This is a genomic window from Pseudomonas syringae KCTC 12500, from assembly GCF_000507185.2.
Taxonomy (GTDB): Bacteria; Pseudomonadota; Gammaproteobacteria; order Pseudomonadales; family Pseudomonadaceae; genus Aquipseudomonas; species Aquipseudomonas syringae.
This window is the reverse complement of sequence record NZ_AYTM02000002.1, coordinates 1176396-1199736: the sequence shown is the minus strand read 5'-3', so window position 1 is coordinate 1199736 and position 23341 is coordinate 1176396. Positions and strand designations below refer to the sequence as shown.

Annotated in this window: 17 protein-coding genes and 1 pseudogene; 8 read left to right on the top strand and 10 right to left on the bottom strand. The window is 58.1% G+C overall.

Annotated elements, in window-relative coordinates; genetic code table 11:
- Positions 1-86 precede the first annotated feature (86 nt).
- A complete protein-coding gene (ftsZ, locus tag V476_RS05715) occupies positions 87-1274 on the top strand; it encodes a cell division protein FtsZ (protein ID WP_002555041.1) in 1188 nt (395 codons plus the stop codon).
- Between the two features lie 112 nt (positions 1275-1386).
- Positions 1387-2298 (top strand): UDP-3-O-acyl-N-acetylglucosamine deacetylase, encoded by a 912-nt coding sequence (gene lpxC / locus V476_RS05710; RefSeq protein ID WP_003364012.1) that lies wholly within the window; start codon positions 1387-1389, stop codon positions 2296-2298.
- 117 nt (positions 2299-2415) lie between these two features.
- On the opposite strand, the gene V476_RS05705 is transcribed toward lpxC, so the two are convergent.
- A complete protein-coding gene (locus tag V476_RS05705) occupies positions 2416-2871 on the bottom strand; it encodes a DUF721 domain-containing protein (RefSeq protein WP_003313540.1) in 456 nt (151 codons plus the stop codon).
- 305 nt (positions 2872-3176) lie between these two features.
- Here V476_RS05705 and secA point away from each other — a divergent pair, with 305 nt between their 5' ends.
- From secA to V476_RS05685, 4 genes are all read left to right on the top strand, one after another.
- On the top strand, positions 3177-5918 hold the full coding sequence (secA, locus tag V476_RS05700) for a preprotein translocase subunit SecA (RefSeq protein ID WP_003313539.1): 2742 nt from the start codon (positions 3177-3179) through the stop codon (positions 5916-5918).
- Between the two features lie 109 nt (positions 5919-6027).
- Positions 6028-7245: a bifunctional glutamate N-acetyltransferase/amino-acid acetyltransferase ArgJ gene (argJ, locus tag V476_RS05695; protein ID WP_024959692.1), complete on the top strand. Its 1218-nt coding sequence runs from the start codon at positions 6028-6030 to the stop codon at positions 7243-7245.
- A gap of 57 nt (positions 7246-7302) precedes the next feature.
- Positions 7303-7929, top strand: coding sequence for a glutathione S-transferase family protein (locus V476_RS05690; RefSeq protein ID WP_024959693.1), 627 nt, complete (start codon positions 7303-7305; stop codon positions 7927-7929).
- 2 nt (positions 7930-7931) lie between these two features.
- The gene (locus V476_RS05685) at positions 7932-8882 is read left to right on the top strand and encodes a Nudix family hydrolase (RefSeq protein ID WP_024959694.1); all 951 of its coding nucleotides are present in this window, start codon (positions 7932-7934) and stop codon (positions 8880-8882) included.
- Positions 8883-9144: 262 nt separating this feature from the next.
- Here the strand turns inward: V476_RS05685 and V476_RS05680 are convergent, their stop codons facing one another.
- From V476_RS05680 to V476_RS05670, 3 genes are read right to left on the bottom strand one after another with little or no spacing between them, the layout of a single operon-like run.
- Positions 9145-9723 carry a cob(I)yrinic acid a,c-diamide adenosyltransferase gene (locus V476_RS05680; RefSeq protein ID WP_003313533.1) on the bottom strand — a complete coding sequence of 193 codons (579 nt, stop codon included), beginning with the start codon at positions 9721-9723 and terminating at the stop codon, positions 9145-9147.
- Between the two features lie 15 nt (positions 9724-9738).
- A complete protein-coding gene (locus tag V476_RS05675; RefSeq protein WP_003313532.1) occupies positions 9739-11775 on the bottom strand; it encodes a sensor histidine kinase in 2037 nt (678 codons plus the stop codon).
- A gap of 44 nt (positions 11776-11819) precedes the next feature.
- Positions 11820-12740, bottom strand: coding sequence for a putative 2-dehydropantoate 2-reductase (locus V476_RS05670; protein WP_024959695.1), 921 nt, complete (start codon positions 12738-12740; stop codon positions 11820-11822).
- 169 nt (positions 12741-12909) lie between these two features.
- Between V476_RS05670 and V476_RS05665 the strand changes: the two genes are divergently transcribed.
- Complete coding sequence (locus tag V476_RS05665) at positions 12910-13389, top strand: YajQ family cyclic di-GMP-binding protein (RefSeq protein ID WP_003304827.1); 480 nt, start codon at positions 12910-12912, stop codon at positions 13387-13389.
- Positions 13390-13510: 121 nt separating this feature from the next.
- Positions 13511-14341: a mechanosensitive ion channel family protein gene (locus V476_RS05660; protein ID WP_003395337.1), complete on the top strand. Its 831-nt coding sequence runs from the start codon at positions 13511-13513 to the stop codon at positions 14339-14341.
- Positions 14342-14516: 175 nt separating this feature from the next.
- Here V476_RS05660 and V476_RS28810 read toward each other — a convergent pair.
- The 6 genes and pseudogenes from V476_RS28810 to V476_RS05630 all read right to left on the bottom strand — a co-directional run bounded on the left by V476_RS28810 (position 14517) and on the right by V476_RS05630 (position 23214).
- Positions 14517-15032, bottom strand: a pseudogene (locus V476_RS28810) (hypothetical protein).
- A 40-nt stretch (positions 15033-15072) separates the two neighbouring features.
- Positions 15073-16635, bottom strand: coding sequence for a type VI lipase adapter Tla3 domain-containing protein (locus V476_RS26725; RefSeq protein WP_032628976.1), 1563 nt, complete (start codon positions 16633-16635; stop codon positions 15073-15075).
- Between the two features lie 27 nt (positions 16636-16662).
- Positions 16663-16932 (bottom strand): PAAR domain-containing protein, encoded by a 270-nt coding sequence (locus V476_RS05645; protein WP_024959698.1) that lies wholly within the window; start codon positions 16930-16932, stop codon positions 16663-16665.
- The gene (locus tag V476_RS26720; protein ID WP_161780150.1) at positions 16929-18617 is read right to left on the bottom strand and encodes a type VI lipase adapter Tla3 domain-containing protein; all 1689 of its coding nucleotides are present in this window, start codon (positions 18615-18617) and stop codon (positions 16929-16931) included. The genes V476_RS05645 and V476_RS26720 overlap by 4 nt, the downstream gene beginning before the upstream one ends.
- Complete coding sequence (locus tag V476_RS05635; RefSeq protein WP_024959700.1) at positions 18614-20656, bottom strand: T6SS effector phospholipase Tle3 domain-containing protein; 2043 nt, start codon at positions 20654-20656, stop codon at positions 18614-18616. Before V476_RS05635 ends, V476_RS26720 begins: the two co-directional genes overlap by 4 nt.
- Positions 20653-23214 (bottom strand): type VI secretion system Vgr family protein, encoded by a 2562-nt coding sequence (locus V476_RS05630; RefSeq protein WP_024959701.1) that lies wholly within the window; start codon positions 23212-23214, stop codon positions 20653-20655. The genes V476_RS05635 and V476_RS05630 overlap by 4 nt, the downstream gene beginning before the upstream one ends.
- Positions 23215-23341: the final 127 nt, after the last annotated feature.

Sequence of the window (23341 nt, the reverse complement as noted above, 5' to 3'; positions counted from 1 at the left end):
GGTTTCACAGCTTCAGATTCAGGGCTTCACCAGCAATATCGGCAGGCAGTAGGCAAAACTAACTAGAAAGCGGAAGGAGAGAGAAAATGTTCGAACTCGTAGACAACGTCCCGCAAAGCCCGGTTATCAAAGTTATCGGCGTAGGCGGTGGTGGCGGCAACGCTGTCAATCACATGGTCAAGAGCAACATCGAAGGCGTGGAATTCATTTGCGCCAACACCGATGCTCAAGCGCTGAAAAACATCGGCGCGCGGACCATTCTGCAACTGGGCACCGGCGTGACCAAGGGTCTTGGCGCTGGCGCCAACCCTGAAGTCGGTCGTCAGGCCGCACTGGAAGATCGTGAGCGCATTGCAGAGGTTCTGCAGGGCACCAACATGGTTTTCATCACCACTGGCATGGGCGGCGGTACCGGTACCGGTGCAGCACCGATCATTGCTGAAGTGGCCAAGGAAATGGGCATTCTGACGGTCGCAGTTGTGACCCGTCCGTTTCCGTTCGAAGGTCGCAAGCGTATGCAGATCGCCGATGAAGGCATCCGCATGCTGTCCGAAAGCGTCGATTCGTTGATCACCATCCCCAACGAGAAGCTGCTGACCATCCTCGGTAAAGACGCCAGCTTGCTGTCGGCTTTCGCCAAGGCTGACGATGTACTGGCCGGTGCCGTTCGTGGTATCTCCGACATCATCAAGCGTCCGGGCATGATCAACGTCGACTTCGCCGACGTGCGTACCGTGATGAGCGAAATGGGCATGGCGATGATGGGCACTGGCTGCGCCAGCGGTCCTAACCGTGCACGTGAAGCGACCGAAGCGGCCATCCGCAACCCGTTGCTCGAAGACGTCAACCTGCAGGGCGCTCGCGGCATCCTGGTCAACATCACCGCCGGTCCTGACCTGTCTCTGGGTGAGTACTCGGACGTGGGTAGCATCATCGAAGCGTTCGCTTCCGAGCACGCGATGGTCAAGGTCGGTACCGTTATCGATCCGGACATGCGTGACGAGTTGCACGTAACCGTGGTTGCCACCGGCCTGGGCGCGAAAATCGAGAAACCTGTCAAGGTCATCGACAACACGCTGCAGACCACCCAGCAGGCTCCTGCACAGCAGGCGTCCCGCCAGGAAGCACCGTCGGTCAACTACCGTGACCTGGATCGTCCTACCGTGATGCGCAACCAGGCACACGCAGGCGCTACAGCCGCGGCGAAGATGAACCCTAACGATGATCTTGATTACCTGGACATCCCGGCTTTCCTGCGTCGTCAGGCCGATTGATGAAATGTATCAGGGGTATTAGGGTGATTGGTGTTCAGCAAAGGCATGGTCTGCTATCATCGCCAGCCTTTGTTGATACCAGTTCGCAACTTGCGCTGAAGCGGCCCATGCCATGATTAAACAACGCACCCTGAAAAATATTATCCGTGCCACAGGTGTAGGCCTGCACTCCGGGGAGAAGGTTTACCTGACCCTCAAGCCTGCACCTGTGAATACCGGCATTGTGTTTTGCCGAGCTGACCTTGATCCCGTCGTGCAGATCCCTGCGCGTGCGGAAAACGTCGGTGACACCACTCTGTCGACCACTCTGGTCAATGGTGATGTCAAAGTCGACACGGTAGAACACTTGCTTTCGGCCATGGCTGGCCTTGGCATCGATAACGCCTACGTCGAGCTCTCTGCCTCCGAAGTTCCTATCATGGACGGCAGCGCAGGCCCTTTCGTATTCCTGATTCAATCGGCAGGCCTGGAAGAACAGGACGAGCCGAAGAAATTCATCCGTATCCTGCGTGAAGTCACAGTGGAGGAGGGCGGTAAACGCGCTACCTTCGTGCCTTTCGAAGGGTTCAAGGTCAGTTTCGAGATCGATTTCGATCACCCCGTCTTCCGTGACCGCACACAAAGTGCAAGCGTGGATTTTTCCAGCACTTCCTTCGTGAAGGAAGTCAGCCGTGCCCGGACCTTCGGGTTCATGAGTGATATCGAGTACCTGCGCAAGCACAACCTCGCACTCGGCGGCAGCGTGGAAAACGCCATCGTGGTCGACAAGGACGGTGTACTGAACGAGGACGGCCTGCGGTACGAGGACGAATTCGTCAAACACAAAATCCTCGACGCCATCGGTGACCTCTACCTGCTGGGCAACAGCCTGATTGGTGAGTTCCGGGGTTTCAAATCGGGGCATGCACTGAACAACCGTCTGCTGCGCACGTTGATCGAGCAGAAAGACGCTTGGGAAGTGGTGACTTTCGAGGATGCCAGTACGGCACCTATTTCTTACATGCGTCCTGTCGCGGCGGTGTAAGCAAGCTTTACTCTCTTTCCTTTTGTTTTTTAAAGGCTGCCCTCGGGTGGCCTTTTTTTATGGTTTTTTTTCAGGGAAGGTCAGTGCTCGCGGAGGTCGTGCAGCGATCAGGCAGGGTTACTTCCTGTCCTTCGCATGGCTGGCCAGCCGTTCCAGTGCGGCACGCAAGCGCGGATCGGTGATGCCTTCAGCGGTGGCCTGAATGTTTTCGGCAGCCACTGCCGACAGGTCGATCGTGTGCGTGGCGGCTCCGCGTGGCGCTTCAGGCGGCTGCACCTTGAACACAATGCGGGTCAGGTTGATGAATTCGTCAAAAGCCATCATTTGCCGGTGCAGGCGTTTCTGCTGGTAGCGCAGGCGCGTGGCCCAATGACCATCCGTCACGATCAGCAACAAGGTACCTTCGCGCCACGATGCCACGCGACAATGCTCGCGGGCCGCAGGCTGCAGCTGGCTTTCGAGCAGGCGCTGCAAGTGGCTCAATCGCTCAGCGTGGCGAAATATAGCCTTCAGGGGCTTGGCTTCACGCAGCAAAACCGCGGGCGGGCGGGCGTTCAGAGGACGAAAGGCCATGGAGGGATGCCTGGGTAACAAGATGAACATCTTAACAGAAAGCGTTCTGACGGCTGCTTTTCAGGGCATTTCCGTGCTTTCATAGGCAAATCAATGAGTAACTTCCCCGGCTAACGGGTTGAAGTGCTTGAAAATGGCCCCATTGTAAACCTGCCCCGTCACAGCGCTGTGCCAGCATCGTGGAATAACGCCACTTTCCTCACCATCGTTTCCGGGTAGAATGCTCGTTCGCATGCGGCCATCTGGGCTGCACGGGCGACTCACGGGGCCGCCCTCCATTCCTATGTGTGGAAGATCCTGTCGATATGTTTGCGCCTTTGTTGAAAAAACTTTTTGGAAGCAAGAACGAGCGTGAAGTAAAACGCATGCTCAAGACGGTACAGATCGTCAATGCCTTCGAAGAGCAAATGGTGGCCCTTTCGGACGAGCAACTGCGCGCCAAGACCGAAGAGTTCAAGGCCCGCATAGCCAAAGGCGAGACCCTCGATCAATTGCTTCCGGAAGCCTTTGCTGTCGCTCGTGAAGCGGGCAAGCGCGTCATGGGCATGCGCCACTTCGACGTTCAGTTGATCGGCGGCATGACTCTGCACGAAGGTCAGATCGCGGAAATGCGCACCGGTGAAGGTAAAACCCTGGTCGGTACGCTGGCTGTCTACCTCAACGCATTGTCCGGCAAGGGCGTTCACGTCGTTACCGTGAACGACTACCTCGCGCGCCGCGATGCCAACTGGATGCGTCCGCTGTACGAATTCCTCGGCCTGACCGTAGGCATCGTCACGCCATTCCAGCCGCCAGAAGAGAAGCGCGCCGCCTACGCTGCCGATATCACGTACGGCACCAACAACGAATACGGTTTCGATTACCTGCGCGACAACATGGCGTTCAGCATGGACGACAAGTTCCAGCGTGAACTCAATTTTGCCGTGATCGACGAAGTCGACTCGATTCTGATCGACGAAGCGCGTACGCCGCTGATCATCTCCGGTCAGGCTGAAGACAGCTCCAAGCTGTACACCGAAATCAACCGCCTGATCCCCAAGCTCGAGCAGCATATCGAGGAAGTAGAAGGCGAAGTCACCAAGCCGGGTCATTTCACCGTCGACGAGAAAACCCGTCAGGTCGAGCTGAACGAAGCCGGTCACCAGTTCATCGAAGAAATGCTCACCGAAGTCGGCCTGCTGGCTGAAGGCGAGAGCCTCTACTCGGCGCATAACCTGGGCCTGCTGACCCACGTCTATGCCGGTCTGCGTGCGCACAAGCTGTTCAATCGCAACGTCGAATACATCGTTTCGGACGGTCAGGTGCTGCTGGTCGACGAACACACCGGCCGTACCATGCCGGGCCGTCGTCTGTCCGAAGGTCTGCACCAGGCCATCGAAGCCAAGGAAGGTCTGAACATCCAGGCTGAAAGCCAGACCCTGGCATCGACCACGTTCCAGAACTACTTCCGTCTGTACAACAAGCTGTCCGGCATGACCGGTACGGCCGACACCGAAGCGTTCGAATTTCACCAGATCTACAACCTGGCCGTCATGGTCATCCCGCCGAACAAGCCTTTGGCGCGTAAGGACTTCAACGACCTGGTCTACCTGACGGCGGAAGAGAAGTACGCCGCCATCGTCACCGACATCAAGGCCTGCATCGCGGAAAACCGTCCGGTGCTGGTCGGTACGGCGACCATCGAAACGTCCGAGCACATGTCCAGCCTGCTCAACAAGGAAGGCATCGAGCACAAGGTTCTGAACGCCAAGTTCCACGAAAAGGAAGCGGAAATCATTGCGCAGGCCGGTCGACCTGGTGCGTTGACCATCGCCACCAACATGGCCGGTCGTGGTACCGACATCCTGCTGGGCGGCAACTGGGAGGTCGAGGTCGCCAATCTGGAAGACCCGACTCCCGAGCAGATCGCGCAAATCAAGGCTGACTGGCAGAAGCGCCATCAGCAGGTGATCGAAGCGGGCGGCCTGCACGTCATCGCTTCCGAGCGTCACGAATCGCGCCGTATCGACAACCAGCTGCGCGGTCGTGCCGGCCGTCAGGGCGACACCGGCTCCAGCCGTTTCTACCTGTCGCTCGAAGACAGCCTGATGCGCATCTTTGCCTCTGACCGGGTGAAGAACTTCATGAAGGCGCTGGGCATGCAGTCCGGTGAGGCCATCGAGCATCGCATGGTGACCAACGCCATCGAAAAAGCGCAGCGCAAGGTGGAAGGTCGCAACTTCGACATCCGCAAACAGTTGCTTGAATTCGATGACGTGGCCAACGAACAGCGTAAAGTGATTTATCACATGCGTAACACGTTGCTGGCCGCCGAGAACATTGGCGAGACCATTGCCGACTTCCGCGAGGAAGTGCTCAACAACCTGATCATCCAGCATATTCCGCCACAGTCCCTGCCGGAGCAGTGGAATGTTGCCGGCCTGGAATCGGCGCTCAATACCGACTTCGCGGTGCAACTGCCGATCCAGCAGTGGCTCGACGAAGACGACAACCTGCACGAAGACAGCCTGCGCGAAAAAATCATGGCGCAGTTGCTGGTGGCGTACAACGAGAAGGAAGACCAGGCCAGCGCCGAAGCCCTGCGCTCCTTCGAGAAGCAGATCCTCCTGCGTGTGCTGGACGACCTGTGGAAAGATCACCTGTCGACCATGGACCACCTGCGTCACGGTATCCACCTGCGCGGCTACGCTCAGAAGAACCCGAAGCAGGAATACAAGCGCGAGTCCTTCACGCTGTTCCAGGAATTGCTCGATTCGATCAAGCGCGACACCATCCGTGTGCTCTCGCATGTTCAGGTTCGCCGCGAAGATCCAGAGGAAGAAGAAGCACGCCTGCGTCAGGATGCCGAAGAGCTGGCCAGTCGTATGCAGTTCGAACACGCGCCGGCACCGGGCATCGAGCAGCCGCTTCTCGATGAAGAGGGTGGCGAAGCGCCTGTTGCCGTTGCATCCGAGCCGGTTCGCAACGACCAGAAACTGGGCCGCAACGAGCTGTGCTGGTGTGGTTCGGGCAAGAAATTCAAGCACTGTCACGGCCAGATCAACTAAGCCTTTGACTGTGTAATACCTGCGCCGCGACCGGCTTGCCCGTCGCGGCGTTTTTTCATTGATCGCCGTACCGATGCGGACGGCGCCACACTCCATGAGGAGCACCCCGATGGCTGTTGGTCTTGGTCCTTTGCCTGCGTTGCACCCGGTTCCCGGTTTTGAACTTGGCATTTCTTCTGCCGGCATCAAACGCCCGGGGCGCAAGGATGTCGTGGTCATGCGCTGTGCCGAAGGCTCCAGCGTAGCCGGCGTATTCACCTTGAATGCGTTCTGCGCTGCGCCGGTCATTCTGGCCAGGCAACGTGTCCAGGGCACCGTGCGTTATTTGCTGACCAACACTGGCAATGCCAATGCGGGCACGGGCGAACCAGGTCTTGTGGCGGCGCGGCGTACCTGCGAAAAGCTGGCGCAACTGACCGGCGTCGATGCTTCGGCGGTGCTGCCCTACTCGACGGGCGTGATCGGTGAGCCGTTGCCTGTGGAAAAGATCGAAGGCGCTCTGCAAGCCGCGCTGGATGATCTGTCTGTGGATAACTGGGCCGCAGCGGCGACCGGCATCATGACCACCGACACCCTGCCCAAAGGCGCCAGCCGTCAGTTCAGCCATGACGGCGTGACCGTCACTGTGACCGGCATCAGCAAGGGTGCAGGCATGATTCGCCCGAACATGGCGACCATGCTCGGTTACATCGCCACCGACGCCAAAGTGGCGCAGAGCGTGCTTCAGGACCTGATTCGTGACGGCGCCAACAAGTCGTTCAACCGCATCACCATCGATGGCGACACTTCGACCAACGATTGCTGCATGTTGATCGCCACCGGTCAGGCTGATCTGCCGGAAATCACCGAGGCCACAGGCCCGTTGTTCGAGGCGTTGAAGAAAGCGGTGTTCGATGTGTGCATGGAAGTCGCTCAGGCCATTGTGCGTGACGGAGAAGGTGCGACCAAGTTCGTGACCGTTGAAGTCAACGGTGGTGGCAATCATCAGGAATGCCTGGACGTCGGTTATGCCGTGGCCCACTCGCCGCTGATCAAGACCGCGCTGTTCGCCTCCGACCCGAACTGGGGACGTATCCTGGCGGCTGTCGGCCGTGCCGGTGTGCCGGATCTGGACGTGAGCAAGATCGACGTATTCCTGGGGGGCGTGTGCATCGCCAGCCAGGGTTGCCGCGCCACTACCTACACAGAAGAGCAGGGCTCGGCGGTAATGGCCGAAGAAGAAATCACCATCCGTATCGAGCTGGGCCGCGGCGATTGCAGCGAAACGATCTGGACTACCGATCTTTCTCACGAGTACGTGAAGATCAACGCGGAATATCGCACCTGATTCAATGCCCGGCGCGCCGGCATCCTGTCTTCGCGCCGGGCTCAATGGAGCTGAACCATGAGCCTGCATCTGATTATCGGCGACAAACGCTACTCCTCCTGGTCGCTGCGTCCCTGGCTGGTGCTGGAAATGACCGGTGCTCCGTTCACCGATCAGGTCATCCGCCTGAACCAGCCTGACACCCGCGCGAACATTCTCAAGTACTCGCCCACCGGCAAGGTCCCTGCGCTGCAGTGCGGGCACGGCACGATCATCGATTCGCTGGCCATTTGCGAATACCTGGTCGAACGTTTTCCGGACGCTGGCCTGTGGCCGAGTGATACCGCTGCGCGTGCCCAGGCACGTTCTGCCTGCGCGCAGATGCACAGCGGCTTTGTCAGCCTGCGTTCGAACATGCCGATGGACCTGCGCCAGGATCAGGCGCTGGAAGTGATTCCGGTCGATACCCAGAACGACATCGACCGTATCGTCGAACTGTGGGCCGAATGCCGCACTGCGGCGGCCGAAAACGGTCCGTTTCTGTTCGGTAAGCCAAGCATTGCCGACGCGTTCTTCGCCCCGGTAGCCATTCGCTTGCGCAGTTACCGTGTCGAACTGCCTGAAGAAGCGCTTAAGTACATCGAAACCATTTACCAGTGGCCTGCCTTCAAACGCTGGCAGCAGGCCGGTCTGGAGGAGTCCTGATCGTGAAACGAGTTCATGTGGCCGCCGCCGTCATTCGTGGCGCTGACGGCAGCGTATTGATTGCCCGACGTGCCGACACTCAGCATCAAGGCGGCCTCTGGGAGTTTCCTGGCGGCAAGGTCGAGGAGGGCGAGACTGTCCAGGCCGCGCTCGCACGTGAATTGCAGGAAGAGCTGGGCATCCTGGTGACGACGGCACGTCCGCTGATCAAGGTCTGTCACGACTATCCGGACAAGCAGGTGCTCCTGGACGTCTGGGAAGTCTCGGCCTTCACTGGCCAGGCGCATGGTGCAGAAGGGCAGCCGCTGGTCTGGGCCAGCCCGCGTGAGCTGGCCAATTATGACTTTCCGGCCGCCAATCAGCCGATCGTCGCGGCGGCACGTTTGCCCGGCGAGTACCTGATCACCCCTGAGGGGCTGGACAATATCGAGCTGTTGCGCGGCATGCAGAAAGCCATCGCAGGCGGCATCAAGCTGGTCCAGTTGCGTGCGCCGGGTGGTTACGACCCCAAGTACCGTGACCTGGCCGTGGATGCGGCGGGCCTGTGTGCCGGTAAGGCGCAGCTCATGCTCAAAGGGCCTCTGGAGTGGCTGGGCGACTTTCCGTCCGCCGGCTGGCACCTGACGGCGGAGCAACTGCGCAAGTACGCCAGTCGCGGGCGTCCGTTCCCTGAGAACCGCTGGCTGGCGGCGTCATGCCATAACGCCGAAGAGCTGGCACTGGCAGAGCAGATGGGCGTGGATTTCGTCACCCTGTCGCCCGTTCAGCCAACCTTGACTCACCCCGATGCGCAACCGCTGGGCTGGCCGCAGGCAACGCAACTGATTGCAGATTTCAACAGGCCGGTCTTTCTGCTGGGCGGCGTAGGCCCTGCCGAGCGTCAACAGGCCTGGGAAAGCGGCGCACAGGGCGTGGCCGGGATTCGCGCGTTCTGGCCTGACGAGATCGTCTGACGCTCAGCAGAGGACGCAGAGCGTCCAGAACGGCATGCCCACGCAGATTAACTAGCGTTATACACAAATCTGCTCTTGATTCTGGCCGCAGGCCGTGGGAGCGAGCTTGCTCGCGAAGAGGCGAGTAAAACCCCTGAAAATGGGGCGTCTGGACCGATGTCTTCGTGAGCCCGCCTCGCTCACTCCCACAAGACCTATACCTAACGACAGGACGCTGGCGTGAGGATGTCCTCTGTGCTGCTCCGTTTAATGGATATGCCCATCAAACCGGCTTGGGTGCGGGCTGCCAAAGGATCTCTGCAATGCCCTGTCTTCTGGCGATCAATCGGGCTGCGACGAACAGCAAGTCCGACAGCCTGTTGATGTACGCCAGCCCTGCGCCTTCCAGCGGCTCGACGGCATTCAGATGCTGACAGCGACGTTCGGCACTGCGCGCCAGGCTACGGCAGATGTGCGCTTGGGCGATCAGCGATGAACCGCCTGGCAAAATGAAATTTTCCAGTGGCCCCAACTCCTCATTCCAGACATCAATAGCGGCCTCCAGTCGCTCGACCTCGGCTTCGTTCAGCGCCTTGTAGGTCGGCATGGCCAGTTCGCCGCCCAGATCGAACAGTCGGTGCTGGCAGGGTGCAAGTACTTCGATCACTTCCTTGAGCGCCGGGACGCGCTGAGCTTCATCGATCAGCCCCGCCAGCAATAGCCCCAGCTGGCTATTGAGCGTATCGACCTCACCGATGGCCTCGACGCGCGGATGATCCTTGGAGACCCGACGGCCATCGCCCAGACCGGTTTCACCGGCATCGCCGGTACGCGTGTAAATCTTCGACAAACGAAAGCCCATTGATGCGATTCCTGATCAGGATTTTGAAATGACCTGCTGCTGAACGCTCACCTGGTTGGCCACCAGCGGTAGACGCAGCGTAAAGCAGGTGCCTGTGCCGAGAGAGGAATGTACCTCCATCTGGCCTTTGTGGTTGTTGGTGACAATGAAGTAGGACACCGACAGGCCCAGTCCGGTGCCCTGGCCGATTTCCTTGGTGGTGAAAAACGGCTCGAACGTACGCTTGCGGATGTTCTCCGACATGCCGATGCCGTTGTCCTCGACCTGAATCTCGGCCCACGGCGGATTGAGGCGCGTGCGCAGGGTAATGCGCCCGGGCTCTTCGCTCTCCGGCCGCTGGTGGATGGCCTGCGCGGCGTTCTTCAGCAGGTTCAGCAGCACCTGCTCCAGCTCGTTGGCAATGCACGGCACCGGGCCCAGTTCGGGGTCGAACTGACGGATGATGTGCTGGCCCTTGAAGTCGAAACCGATGGTCAGATCGAAGTCGTTACTGGCGATCTCCACGGCCTGATCGATCAAGGCCGGCAAGTCACAGGGCGATAACTGACGACTGCTCAGGCGGCTGAAATTGAGCATGTGGCTGACAATTTTTGCAGCCCTGGCACCGGCCTGCTGAATGCCGTCGAGCAGTTTCGGCACTTCGCGGCTTTCCAGGTAATGGTTGACCTGCGCCAGATCGACGCCGTCGGCCTCGGCCTGCTCGATGTTCTTCGGCAGCTCCGGAGACAGCCGCCGGCGGATGTTCTGCACGTTGTGCAGAATGGCGCCCAGCGGGTTGTTGATCTCATGCGCCATGCCTGCTGCCAGACCGCCGACGGACAGCATTTTTTCCGACTGCACCATCATTTCTTCCAGCGATATGCGCTGGGTGATGTCATCGATCCGGATCACCACGCCGCGCCCGGCATCGCCGGTCAATGGGTAGAACGTCAGCGCGTAGTGGCGGGACTCGTCATTTTTGATCCAGGTCACGCGCTCGATCTTGGTCACGCTGTGGCGCTCGACAGTGTGCTTGATCTGCGGCAGAAACGAGCGCATCGGCTCGAAGGCCAGGAAGATCGGCTGGTTCAGCGCTTCGTCCAGGGTCGTCCCGGACAATGCCGTCGCCTCCTGATTCCACTGGGTGACGTACAGCTGTTCGTCCAGTGCGATCATCGCCGAGGGCATCGAGTCAATGATGCTGTTGAGGTAGTTCTGGAAGCCGGTGAGCTTCTTCTCGATCTTGCTGCGCACCTGGACTTCCAGCTCCAGCTTGCGGTTGGTGTGGCGGGTTTCCTCGGCCAGCCCCTGAGCCTGATCGTAGGCTTCCTGCGAATCGTCGCGCGCGCGCTTGAGTTGCTGTTCGCGTGCTTCGATACGCGACAGCATGGTGTTGAACGCCTCGGCCAGGCTGCCGATTTCATCCTCGTTACCGGGTTCTGCGCGGAGTGCGTAGTTCTCTTCGCGGGTCACCTGCCGGGACAATTCTTCCAGTTGGTAAATGGGTTCAGTAATCAGGCGCCGAATCTGCCGCGCCACCACCAGCCACAGCAACACGCTGAACACGAGAATGCCCAGGCTGGCGGTCAGCGTACCGGTGTAGAACGCAGGAGGCAGCTCGCTACTGGCAACCAGCAGCAGATGCCCTGGCGGCTCGTCGCCTTTCGGTACGGTAATGACCTGCGTGCTGCGAAATTCGGTCAGGCGCCAGCTGTCCATGTCTTTGAAGTGCTTGGGCAGCTCTAGACTTTCGCCCTGATGCATCTGTTCAAGCCGCTCGCCGTTGTTGTCATACAGGGCTGCGGCACGCAACGGCCCGTAGCTTCTCAGCTCCTTGAGCAGCGCGCGTGCCTCGTTCGGCGAGTACAGGGCCCGCTCGTTGAGGTTGGCGCTGCTGATCAGCCGACCGATGGTCTGCAGGGCCTGTGGAGCCATCGCCTCCTGAGAGATGTAGTAGGCCGCGCTGATGAAGGTCAGGTTGGCGACCAGCAGTACAGTGGTCATCAGGACCAGCAGGGCAGCCAGCAGTTTCTGACCTACCGGCAGGTTTTCCAGGCGTTGGCGCAAGGGCATTGGGCAAGTCGCAGTGACGGGTGATGCGAGCAGGGTAGCGCGGGCTAGTCGGTACGCAAACCCTTGCTTGCCAGATGAGCTGTGAGACGCGTCTGCAAATGCTGCAGGTGCGGTGCCGGGCAGCCATGACGCGCTGCGACTGCGCATGCGTAACCCAGCAGGTAGCTGACTTCGGTGCGTCGCCCGTGAAGCACATCCTGGTACATGGATGAGTAATTGGCGGCGGTCGCCTGGATGACCCGCAGCACTTCCGCATGCAATTCCTGCGCAGCCGCCGGCTGGCTGCAGCGGCCCAGCAGATCGCTCAGCTCGGCGCACAGCGTGGCGACCTCGCAGGGGTGCTCGAGCAGGCCACCATTACGGCAGTCGTGCAGGACCGTCAGCGGGTTGATCGCGCAGTTGATTGCCAGCTTGCGCCACAGTCGAGTCAGGATGTCCGGCGTCCATTCGTGGGGAATGCCACTGTCGTGCAAATCCTGTAGAAGCGCGGGGGCTGTCGGGTCGGATACATCACCCAGCCAGTTGAAACCGTGGCCAGCGAACCTGACGCGCCAGTCGGACTCCAGAAACGCGCCTTCGGTGCTGGAGGCAAACAGGCAGCGCGCGTGGGGGATTTGCGCCGCCACAGCGTCCTGGCTGCCCAGGCCGTTCTGCAACAGGATGACGTCGGCCTGCGCCGTCAATCGCGGAGCCAGCTGAGCGACAGCCTGCTCGGCCTCGTAAGCCTTGCAGGCCACCAGCAGCCGTTCGATAGGTTGTTGATGGTCGGCGGTCTGTGCTTCGACCGGGTACGCATGGGCGATATCGTTTTCGACCAGCGTCACGCTGCTGCCATTGGCTTGATAGGCGGCCAGCCGATCCGCGTTGCGAAGGATCAACCGAACCGGCAGATTCGCGCGTGCCAGTCGCGTCGCCCAGAGACTGCCCAGGCTGCCCGCACCGAGAACATGCCATGTCACCGCCATCACAGCGGCACGTTATGGCGCTGAAGCGGTCTGCAGAAGGTGAAAACAAGGATGTGCATGGAAGGCTCACAGTGAACGCCGGAAAAGTCTCGTTATAATGAGCGTTCTTTCACACCGTCAAGTCATGCGTGCCCGAATTGTGCGCACGCCGTTTATCTGGAGAACATACATGCCCTCGTTCGACGTAGTGTCCGAATTGGATAAACACGAAGTCACGAATGCCGTCGACAACGCCATCAAAGAGCTGGACCGTCGCTACGACCTCAAAGGCAAAGGCACGTTCGAGTTCAAGGAACTGACTGTCACGCTGACTGCAGAAGCAGACTTCCAGCTGGAGGCCATGATCGAAATCCTCAAGCTGGCGCTGGTCAAACGCAAGATCGACGCGAAGTGCCTCGAGATCAAGGACGCTTATGCTTCCGGCAAATTGATGAAGCAGGAAGTCATCCTGCGTGAAGGCATCGACAAGGAGCTGGCGAAGAAAATCGTCGCTCACATCAAGGAAGCCAAGCTCAAGGTCCAGGCCGCCATTCAGGGCGAGCAGGTGCGGGTGACCGGCAAGAAGCGCGACGACCTGCAAGAAGCCATCGCAGCGCTGCGTGCCTACGATTCGGGCATGCCGTTGCAATTCAACAACTTCCGCGACTGATCGTTGCATTGAAAGCCAGGGAACCCTGCGTTCCCCGGCCAGTCCGAATCGCCCTGAGCATTGAAATGACGGCAGACCGCCGTGGTTTTGATCGCAGTTCGTGACGAGTAAGGAGATAACGATGGATTTAAACGCAGAAGTCGGTCATCTGTGGCAAGCGTCGCAGGCCTGGATTCCGATGATCATGGAGTACGGCAGCCGCTTGCTGCTGGCAGTCGTCACACTGTGCGTAGGCTGGTGGCTGATCAACCGGTTGACCGGCAAACTGGGCGCCTTGCTGGCCTTGCGACACGCCGATCTGGCCTTGCAGGGCTTCGTCAGCAACCTGGCCAACGTCATTCTGAAAATCCTGCTGGTGGTCAGCGTCGCGTCGATGATCGGCGTGGAAACCACCTCGTTCGTGGCGGCAATCGGTGCGGCCGGTCTGGCGATCGGTCTGGCCCTGCAAGGCAGCCTGGCGAACTTCGCCGGTGGCGTACTGATTCTGTTGTTCCGCCCGTTCCGTATCGGTGACTGGATCGAAGCCCAGGGTGTGTCGGGAACCGTCGACAACATCCAGATCTTCCACACCGTGCTGCGCACCGGCGACAACCGTACCGTGATCATTCCCAACGGCAACCTGTCCAACGGCATCATCACCAACACCAACCGTCAGCCGACCCGCAAGATCACCTTCGACATCGGCGTCAGCCATGACGCCGATCTCAAGAAGGCCTTGCAGGTCCTGCTGGACATGGCCGACGACCCGCGCGTACTCAAGGACCCGGCCCCCCAGGCTGTGGTGGCAGCGCTGGGGGAGAACGCAATTACCTTGTCCTTGCGCGTCTGGACCAGCAGTGGCGATATGGGCGACGTGACGTCGATGTTCAACATCGAAGCGCGCGACCGCCTGAAGGACGCAGGCATCGAGATCCCACTGCCGCAACGGATTGTGCGGGTGGTTCAGGAATAGTGGTTTGTGCGGTATGACAAAGCCCTGGCTCGTGAGAGTCGGGGCTTTTCTTTATTTGCAAGCTCAGGAAAAGGCTATTTCCATGGTTGATGATTGTTTTCCAGCAGTGATGCTCTGGTGTCCCTTATCCGTCGACGATGAACATGCCTTCCGGCTCCCCGGCACGAACTGTAGGTTATTTACTGTAAATGTAACCTTCGTCCTCTTCATCTTCCTCGTCGATATCTTTGAGTTTTTCTTGGTGAGGTACGGGGTAAAGACCCAGTACAGCCGCTACTCCCGCAGATATGCCCATGAGGAATGGGGTGGGCTCGGGATAATGCGAAAGTTTCCGATCGGGATCCTCTGTGGGATTAACGCCGCTGCCAGCGGGGAGCTTCATTATCTTCATACCATCGGCGGTGAGAATGCAGCGAGGCGGTACTATTTTGCCTTCAAACATTTCCACTATTTCGGCGTTGGGTAAGGGGGTGAGCGGCTCACTGACTTGGGTGCCTGCGTCACTTTGCGTGAGCGTGAAGTTCTCGCCGTTCTTCTCGATACGAAACTACGGTTTATTTTTAGGCTTCGCGGCGTAGTCGCCAATCAGTTCGTCACACGGGGATACGGAGTCCTGCGTGCAGCCTCCCATTAAAATCAATGCCGCGACTAAATTTATCCCTACAAAGGACCTACAAAAATGCGTATACATATTTTCTTCCTTGTTTACGGTTGAGAGTGTTTAGTGACCGCTAAGGCGAACCAAAGATAAACGGATCTGCGCCACGGTTCTGACTGTTCTTCGCTTTACGGGCTTCATCGGGCGGGCGGACCATTTGTACGGTCAGGCTGCCATCGGTGCCGGCGTAGACCACGGCACTGACGCCGCCATCCTTGTAACTGGCGATGGTCGCAAGATTGATCTCGACCAGCGCACCGCTGACCCCGGTATTGCCCAGACGACGACCGATGTCGTAGCCCTCTTCGACATTGCCCAGCTCAAGACCGTGGCCGTCCTTGTTCAGGTCGTGCAGGGCGTTGTTCAGGGCGATTTCCGCTTCCGGGTTGTTGGTGCTGTCGTAGAACACTCGCACAGGTTTCTGACCGTTGGGAAGCGTGTCCAGCGCCTGCACCCATGCGGCTTGCAGCGCTTTTGCTTGCAAGGCCGGTTTCAGGCGCTTGCCGTTTTCATCCTGCATGGGCGCCTTGATCGGGCGATGCAGGTAGCCAAGCACCGGCGCAGCGTCGAACTCCTTGACCTGATGCTGACCCCAACGGATCGGCAGCCAAGGGGAGGGCTCGAAGTTGCCAGGGCCACGGTTGCTGATGGTTTTCCAGAGGGTGGGGAGTTGGGCTTGCCAGTAGGCGGTGGACATGGTGCCCGGGGCGTAGGGTGTTTCAACGCCCTTGGCTTTCTCGGCAGCTTCGTACCAGTCCATAAATGCTTTGTCCCGATCCCAGTAGAAAGCCCAAAGCTTGCCTAGATCGGTATCTTTGCTCTGGTTGTCCTCTGGCTCGTTTGTCGCATAGGGACGAATATAGCGATCTACCCTGTCAGAACGGGTGACCAGCAGGCCTGTCATGCTTTCAAATACCGTTGGTACTACTTGAGTATTTTTCTGCAGGCCAGGAGTGCCACGTTTGCGATATATGTTTCGCGTGACGTCCCCGTCCTCGCTTGCGATCAGTGCTTGCGGAACTTTAGGATTAGCCTCAAAAAACTGAAACAGCCGCTCGATCATGCTTTGTGCGTAGTTGGTGCTCTCATCGTTTTGCCAGAGAAGCTGGGTGACACCTAAGGTCGCTGCATTCCGGCCGGAGTTGATCAGATTCGCTGCACGGTAGGGCTTTTCATAAGGGTTCGGAGGGCCTAAAGCAAAGGCTGGAATTGGCCAATAGGCTACTGACTCTCCTGCGGAATGCTGAAAAGCCACCCGAGTATTAATATCCGCTGTAGTTTCTCGCGAGCTCAAGGATGGGTTATAGGCTTTAGAGTCCGACGGAAATATCGATGAGGAATTGTTGCTTTTTTTAGCAATTTCTCGCCAGACAGAAGATTGATGCCAGTCATTGACTGCAAGGCCTACGCCTCGTATTTCTAGCGAGTATTTTCGTGCTTCCGCAGCCTGTTGTTCTGCATTTTTAGCAATAATCTCGGATCTATAAGCCGCCAGTTCGTGCTTTTCATTGGCAACAGCCTTGCCCCACCAATGACCGCTGTAGCTAAGCAGAACCGCACTTAAAATCCCTGCAATGCCCCAGCGGGTCACCGAATGTATGTTACGCAATTCCATATGGTTTTCCTGTGCTTCCATTGCATAGCCTGATCACAAATAAAACCCCTAAACCACTCGCACATGCATGGCATGGCTGGCCACGCCCTGGCAGCCGCACGCGAGTCGATGGCCGTGCAGGACCACCGGGATACCGTTCAGCTTCCGGGTGGGGTGGCCTTCAATAAAAGCGAATTCACCAGAGTGAAGCGGGCAGGTGGCTTTGTCGCCCAGCACGGCCGGAGGCTTGCGGTTGAGGGTGTGGGTGCCTGCCAGTTGGCAGGACACCACTCGGCCACCACTGCTGGTGGCGTCGCCCAGGCAGACCGGATAACTCACTCTGCAGGTGCCCCGCCGGTTGGCGAGCCGAAGGTGAACGGATCTGCGCCGCGGTTCTGGCTGTTCTTCGCTTTACGGGCTTCATCGGGCGGACGGACCATTTGTACGGTCAGGCTGCCATCGGTGCCGGCGTAGACCACGGCGCTGACGCCGCCATCCTTGTAACTGGCGATGGTCGCCAGATTGATCTCGACCAGCGCACCACTGACCCCGGTATTGCCCAGACGACGACCGATGTCGTAGCCCTCTTCGACATTGCCGAGTTCAAGACCGTGGCCGTCCTTGTTCAGGTCGTGCAGGGCGTTGTTCAGGGCAATTTCGGCTTCCGGGTTGTTGGTGCTGTCGTAGAACACCCGCACAGGCTTCTGATCTTCGGGCAGTGTGTCCAGCGCCTGCACCCAAGCGGCTTGCAGCGCTTTGGCTTGCAAGGCCGGTTTCAGGCGCTTGCCGTTTTCATCCTGCATGGGCGCCTTGATCGGGCGATGCAGATAGCCGAGCACTGGAGCGGCGTCGAACTCCTTGACCTGATGCTGCCCCCAGCGGATCGGCAGCCAAGGGGAAGGCTCGAAGTTGCCGGGACCACGGTTGCTGATGGTTTTCCAAAGGGTGGGGAGTTGGGATTGCCAGTAGGTAGTGGATATGGTGCCTGGGCCTAATGGATCTTTAATTCCTTTGGTCTTCTGCGCATCCTCATAGACTTTTCTGAATTTACGCGGCTGCTCCCAGTAGAAAGCCCAAAGCTTGCCCAGATCGGTATCTTTGTTCTGGTTGTCTTCTGCGTCGTTAGTCGCATAAGGACGAACGTAGCGATCCACCCGGTCCGAGCGAGTAATCAGCAGGCCTGTCATGCTTTCGAAAATAGTCGGTACGACTTGCGCATTTTGGAGGCCGGGCGTGCCGCGTTTACGATAAATATCTCGCGTAACGTCCCCGTCCTCGCTTGCAATCAGTGCTTGCGGAACTTTCTGATTGTCTTCAAAAAACTGAAACAGCCGTTCTATCATGCTTTGTGCTTGGCTAGTGTTTTCATCGTTTTGCCAGAGAAGCTGGGTGACGCCTAGTGTTGCTTGATTCCGGCCAAAGTTGATCAGATCTGCGGCACGGTAGGGCTTCTCGTAAGGATTGGGAGGCCCCAGCGCAAAAGTGGGTATTGGCCAATAAGAGACAGACTCTCCAGCAGAGTGTTTGAATGCTGCACGGGTATTAATTTTTTGGGTATTCTCTCGGGAGAGCAAAGAGTCGGTATAGTCCTCAGGGTTCTGGGAGTATATTGAAATAAAGTTATTTCTCTTTTCTTGAACTTTTCGCCATATGGATGATTGGTGCCATCCACCTACAGCGATTCCCACCCCTCGAATTTCCAACGCAGATGTTCGTTTTTGTGTTGCCTGCTGCTCTGAGACTTGTGCTGCCACATTGGATTTATAAGCCGCCAGCTCAGTTTTTTCATGAGCAACAGCGTTTCCCCACCAATGCCCGCTGTATGCTAGTAAGACGGCACCTAAAATTCCTGCAATACCCCAGCGCGTTACGGAGTTTATGTCACGTAGTTCCATGTTGGTTTCCTGTGCTTTTAGGTATACAAGAAAGACAAATCCGAGCCACAGAACAAGCAAAATCCCTATGATCCATAGGTAAGCTTTTAGCTTCGGACGAAGTGATTTTTTCTTTAAAGGGTCACTCACTTGACACCCCTCGGTTGCTGGGTGCCTTGAAGCAAAGGCGGCGGTGTCAGCGTGACTAGATCGTCGGAAGGAAACTCTCCTTCTTCGTAATAAAGATGGCTTGCGCTAACCAATTCCTGCGATTCCTCGCTAATCCTTTCCCAGCCAGGTAACTCAGTCGTTTTAGCAAACTGCTTTTTATCCATCTTCCAATCTGCAATCGCCACCAGCACATCACGCATTACCGGATCGTCCAGACATTTTGCCTGACCAATCGCAATATCCATCGCCGTGACCCAGCGTTGGTTTTCCGGACTGCGCAACAGGCCCGAGTGATAGCTATTTTCGGCCAGCACGTCTGTGCTTTTATCCATGAATTCACGTATTTCGTCCGGTGTTTCTTCTCGTAGTATGTCGTAACGATCCGTGGGTTTGGGCGCGCCGTCGCCTGTCACTCGTTGTTTACGCATGATGCGGGTTTGTTCACTTGGTGCTTTGCCCAGATTCCATTGGGCTAACTCACGCTCCAGATCTATCGATCCCGTGTGGCTGCGAACGTAACGCCAGTTGAACTTGGCTCTTGGATTGCCCACGGCAGAGGCTTTGTTGGCATCGTCCGGTCTGTCGAGACCCGATTTGGTCTCATCGCCCCTGAAGTTCTCCTCCTCTCCGCCAAACATAGCGGGGGCGTGGGGCGGGTACAGTTGTTCAGCGTTGATCAGGATCTTATGCCCTTCTTCTATAGGGCCTTTCGAAATGAGCCCTGTGAAAAAACCGCCACCTGGATAACGAGATTCGTTTTTGGCGCGTAACAGCTCATAACCTGGAGGCTTTCCGACCATGACCGGTGATCCGTCACGGTAGCGTTTGGTCCACATGCGCTGAAAAAAGCGTACGGCCTTCAATTCAGCCATAGGGTTGCGAGTACTGTCTTTGCCATGGGTTTCCCACACCCCGTAAGTGCCGATGCCTCTCACGTCATCCAGTGCGACTGTGGTGTCGTCCGGGCAGAAATACAGGTACACCTTGCCGCGGTTATCACGCTCGGGAAATACCGTCATGTTACCGACACTGTCCTTGCGCGAACCTTGTGTAGGTGACCACTGCGGGCCGCTGCGTCCGCAGTAGGTTGCAGGGTTGCGCAAGTCCGACAGCGGCGGTTGGGTGTGGGGTGCCTGAGTCACTTGCGCCACGATGCGGGTCAGTGTGGATAGCGTGTCTTGATCTTTGGGGGTGACTTCCGGGAACAGGCAGTAGGGCGTGTCCACCATGATTATCGTGTCCGCGCAACGATGTCCACCGTCCACCAACAGTGCTTGCGCCAGCAGGGTAATCAACGTGCCTTGGCTATGCGCCATGATCGTGATGGTTTCGTCGGGAGACACCCTGCGTATCTCCTTGACCATCATCGCGAGCCGGTGAGCAGCCAGCACGTAATAACGTCGATGTGGGTTATCCCCCAGAAAATGGGTGTTGGGGAGCATCTTTCGGGCAATCTTAAGGCGCATGGTGAGTGGCAGGCCCTTGTCATACATTTCCAGCAGGTTATTGGTGGCATTGACAAAATAACCACCGGCCTTGCCAAAATGCCGATCCAGGCGATTGCCCTGTATGTCCTGATACTGGTCGCGCAGTTTGGTGGGGTTGTTGTTCTTGTCTCGACTGATTTCGCTGGGGTCAGCCCTATATCCCCAATAAAAGGGAATGAGCAGGCTACGGGTTTTCGGATCCTTGGTGTCGCGTTGATAAAGATAGGTGTCGGGATCGTCCAGGATGCCCTTCTGATCGTCCTGCACATCTTTAGATGGTAGCTTTCTTAACTTTCCGTACTCATACCCATACCTTCCAGCCACCAGATCCGGCCGATCCAGCCGCTCATTAACCCCCTGACACAACCCCGTCTCCACCGACTCATAAGAAGCCCCCGGGTCATTCACACCGTGCAGAAAGATCACTACGCCTGGCAAATCGCCGGGCACTTCCATTTTGCAGGTGGTGTTGAGGTTGGGGATCAGCCGTGTGTTGCCTTGGGCAACGGCGTATTCATCGGCGCCGTTCATTGCGCACCTCCTTTCGGTGTGCCGCTGCGTAATGCCGATACCTGTGCCTGATGCATCATTTCGCGTTCCACGCGCTCGGTCAGTCCGTCTGCGTTCGTCATTCCTTTCACCAGGCTGCCATCTTCCAGTTTGATTTCATACGAGTGATCCGCTGCTGCCCGCGGGCTTTGTTCGCTGTGCCCGGGGTAGTGAAAGATGACCTGCTGGGCGGCGGGGTCGCGGCCGAAAGAGGGGATCGCAGCGCTGTCGGTCTTGGGGCTGATCCAGTCGTGTTCGCTGGCGTGCACAGTGACTTTGCCCTGTGAGCCGATCTCGACGCCGCCGCCAATCTTGATGTAACTGCCGTCATCGGCGACCAGGCGGATGGTCGGCGCGGTGATGACCACTTCGCCTTCTACTGCGGAGACGTGCAGGTTTTTCTGGGCATTGAGGGCGATGTCGTCTTCCTGCGCTTGCACCAGCACTTTGCCGCGGTTGGCGATAGCGCTGATGCCTGCGTCCTGGGCGAAAGCTGACAGCCCTTTGCCCGCTTGCAGGTGCATGGCCGCGCCGCTGGTCAATTGCAGGTTGTCCTGCGCGGTGGTGTCGTGATTTTCACCGGCATAGTGAGCCTGCGAGCGTGGTGTGGCGCTGGCGATGCCTGCTGCTGCGGTCATGGCCAGTACCGGGTCGCCCAGGCCGTTATTATTCGGCGCGGGCCATTGGTCGAGCGACTGGCGCAAGGCTTCTATGCCTTTGACATCCACCGCCTGTCCGCCACGTGCGGCTGCGGTTTCGCCGAGGGATTTGAACAGCTCGCCGCACTCGGCCAGCAGTTTGAGCAGCTCTTCGCGATCCAGCTGTGAGCCTTTTGCGTCGGTACGCGCGTAGGTGGTCAGCAACATGCCTTGCGCGGCACGCAGGGCGATGGCGGCATCGGTGCGCAGTTCTGCGCCGTTGCCGCGTGGCTGGGCGGTGCCGTCAGTGCGCGGGTCGGTCAGTTTGCCCAGGTTGAGGGCGGTGGCCTGATGGGTCGTGCCCATGCGTGCGCGCAGTGAGCCTGGCGTGTCATCGAACAGCAGTTCGTTGAAGCCGCTGCCTTTGTGTTCCTGGGTGCGGATCCCCGACAGTGTGCGGTTACCGGGCAGCCCCGAGGCCTTGCTGAAGCGTGGCGGCAGATTAATGTTGTTGTAGAGCACCGACGTCACCAGAGGCCGGTCGATATCGCCTGCCAGAAACGTCACCAACACTTCCTGGCCGATGCGTGGCATGAACTGATGCCCGAAGCCGCTGCCGGCACTGGGCATCGCCACCCTTAACCAGGTGGTGCCCTGCGGCAGGCTGTCGCCGCGCTGCCAGTGGAACCTGACCTGTATCCGCGCCAGCTCATCCGTGAACACTTCCTCACCTTCCGGCCCGACCACGATGGCGCTCAGCGGGCCGTTAATGCTTGGGCGCGGGACGGTGATCGGATGACGGTAGGGAATCTTGTGGCGAATGCACACGAACTCGTTCGTGTAGCCCGCGCCTTCGTCCGACAGGTAATTGTTGCTGCCCTCATGCTTGACCGTTATCAGTAGAAAACTGCGATCTTCAGCAGAGCCGCGGTCATGATCAAAATGCTGGGTCAGCTCAAAGGTGTGGCCGGGGTACATGGCGCGGCAGTTACTGTTGCCGGTGAATGTCTTGCCCTGAACTTCAATGGCCTCCAGACGCTGACGTACCAGGCGTTCTCCGTCATTGAAGGTGCCGTGGCTGTAGTGATCGAGCACGTCATACACTTCATACGAATCGACGTTGCCCTGCTCATTGAGGCTCGGCATGCCAACCGGCAGCGAATTGCGCGGCTGCTTGTAATCGAAAGTCTGAATGGACATGCGCCCCGACTGCAGGCGTCGATGGCTGCGCCATTCGGTAATCGAATCCGCTGTCTCGGTAACGGATGCACTGTGATAACGAATGGTGGGCTGTTGCGGCAGGGGCGAGAGGTCGCGCGAGTGATCAAGAATGATCAGCGTGTGCTTTTCCTGATTGTGATCGAAATAGAAGAACAGCCCTTCGTGTTCCAGCAAGCGCAATACAAAGGTCAGATCGCTTTCACGGTACTGGGTGATGTAACTGTGCGTCTTGAGTGGCTGGCTGAGTTGAAACTCGAAATCGGGCAACGCACCATAGGCCGCAAATACCGTTCGGATAACGGCTTCGATGGTCTGTTCCTGAAATATCCGCGAGTCGACGCGCCGCGAGAGCATCCACAGCCAGGGGCTCAGTGTGGCGCTGTAACGTGCCAGACCGCCGTCGCTGCCTTCCAGGCTGAAGGCACTGATATAGCCATTGATGAAGCGCGACTCGCCGGTGGCCAGTTCTATTGCCAGTTGTGCAGGCTGGCCGATCTGCGATTTGAGCTCCAGACCGGCATCGCGGCTGATCATCGACAACTCGAAGCTGAACAGCTCGGACAGGCTTTCAGTACCGGAAAAACGTTCCAGCAGGAGTTCCTGTTCGTCACGGGCAACGGTCGTCAGCTTGATCAGGCGACGGTTTTGTGGCGCAAACAGCGCCGTTAGATCCTTTAACATTGTTGCTCCGTTATATAAAACCAGCCGCTCGTTCCGGGCGAGAGTGTTGATATAGAGAGGTGGGTGAGTCTATAGACTTGTTTCCGGGGGCACACAGTTAAATTGCAAAGGGCCATTACTGAGCGAC

Bases quoted from the DNA above. Each gene is read 5' to 3' on its own strand.
- V476_RS05705 (WP_003313540.1), bottom strand. From the start codon at position 2,871: ATGGCCTTTCGTCCTCTGAACGCCCGCCCGCCCGCGGTTTTGCTGCGT.
- V476_RS05630 (WP_024959701.1), bottom strand. From the start codon at position 23,214: ATGTTAAAGGATCTAACGGCGCTGTTTGCGCCACAAAACCGTCGCCTG.
- V476_RS05635 (WP_024959700.1), bottom strand. From the start codon at position 20,656: ATGAACGGCGCCGATGAATACGCCGTTGCCCAAGGCAACACACGGCTG.
- V476_RS05660 (WP_003395337.1), top strand. From the start codon at position 13,511: ATGGATTTAAACGCAGAAGTCGGTCATCTGTGGCAAGCGTCGCAGGCC.
- V476_RS05665 (WP_003304827.1), top strand. From the start codon at position 12,910: ATGCCCTCGTTCGACGTAGTGTCCGAATTGGATAAACACGAAGTCACG.
- argJ (WP_024959692.1), top strand. From the start codon at position 6,028: ATGGCTGTTGGTCTTGGTCCTTTGCCTGCGTTGCACCCGGTTCCCGGT.
- lpxC (WP_003364012.1), top strand. From the start codon at position 1,387: ATGATTAAACAACGCACCCTGAAAAATATTATCCGTGCCACAGGTGTA.
- V476_RS05680 (WP_003313533.1), bottom strand. From the start codon at position 9,723: ATGGGCTTTCGTTTGTCGAAGATTTACACGCGTACCGGCGATGCCGGT.
- ftsZ (WP_002555041.1), top strand. From the start codon at position 87: ATGTTCGAACTCGTAGACAACGTCCCGCAAAGCCCGGTTATCAAAGTT.
- V476_RS05675 (WP_003313532.1), bottom strand. From the start codon at position 11,775: ATGCCCTTGCGCCAACGCCTGGAAAACCTGCCGGTAGGTCAGAAACTG.
- secA (WP_003313539.1), top strand. From the start codon at position 3,177: ATGTTTGCGCCTTTGTTGAAAAAACTTTTTGGAAGCAAGAACGAGCGT.
- V476_RS05670 (WP_024959695.1), bottom strand. From the start codon at position 12,740: ATGGCGGTGACATGGCATGTTCTCGGTGCGGGCAGCCTGGGCAGTCTC.
- V476_RS05690 (WP_024959693.1), top strand. From the start codon at position 7,303: ATGAGCCTGCATCTGATTATCGGCGACAAACGCTACTCCTCCTGGTCG.
- V476_RS26725 (WP_032628976.1), bottom strand. From the start codon at position 16,635: ATGGAAGCACAGGAAAACCATATGGAATTGCGTAACATACATTCGGTG.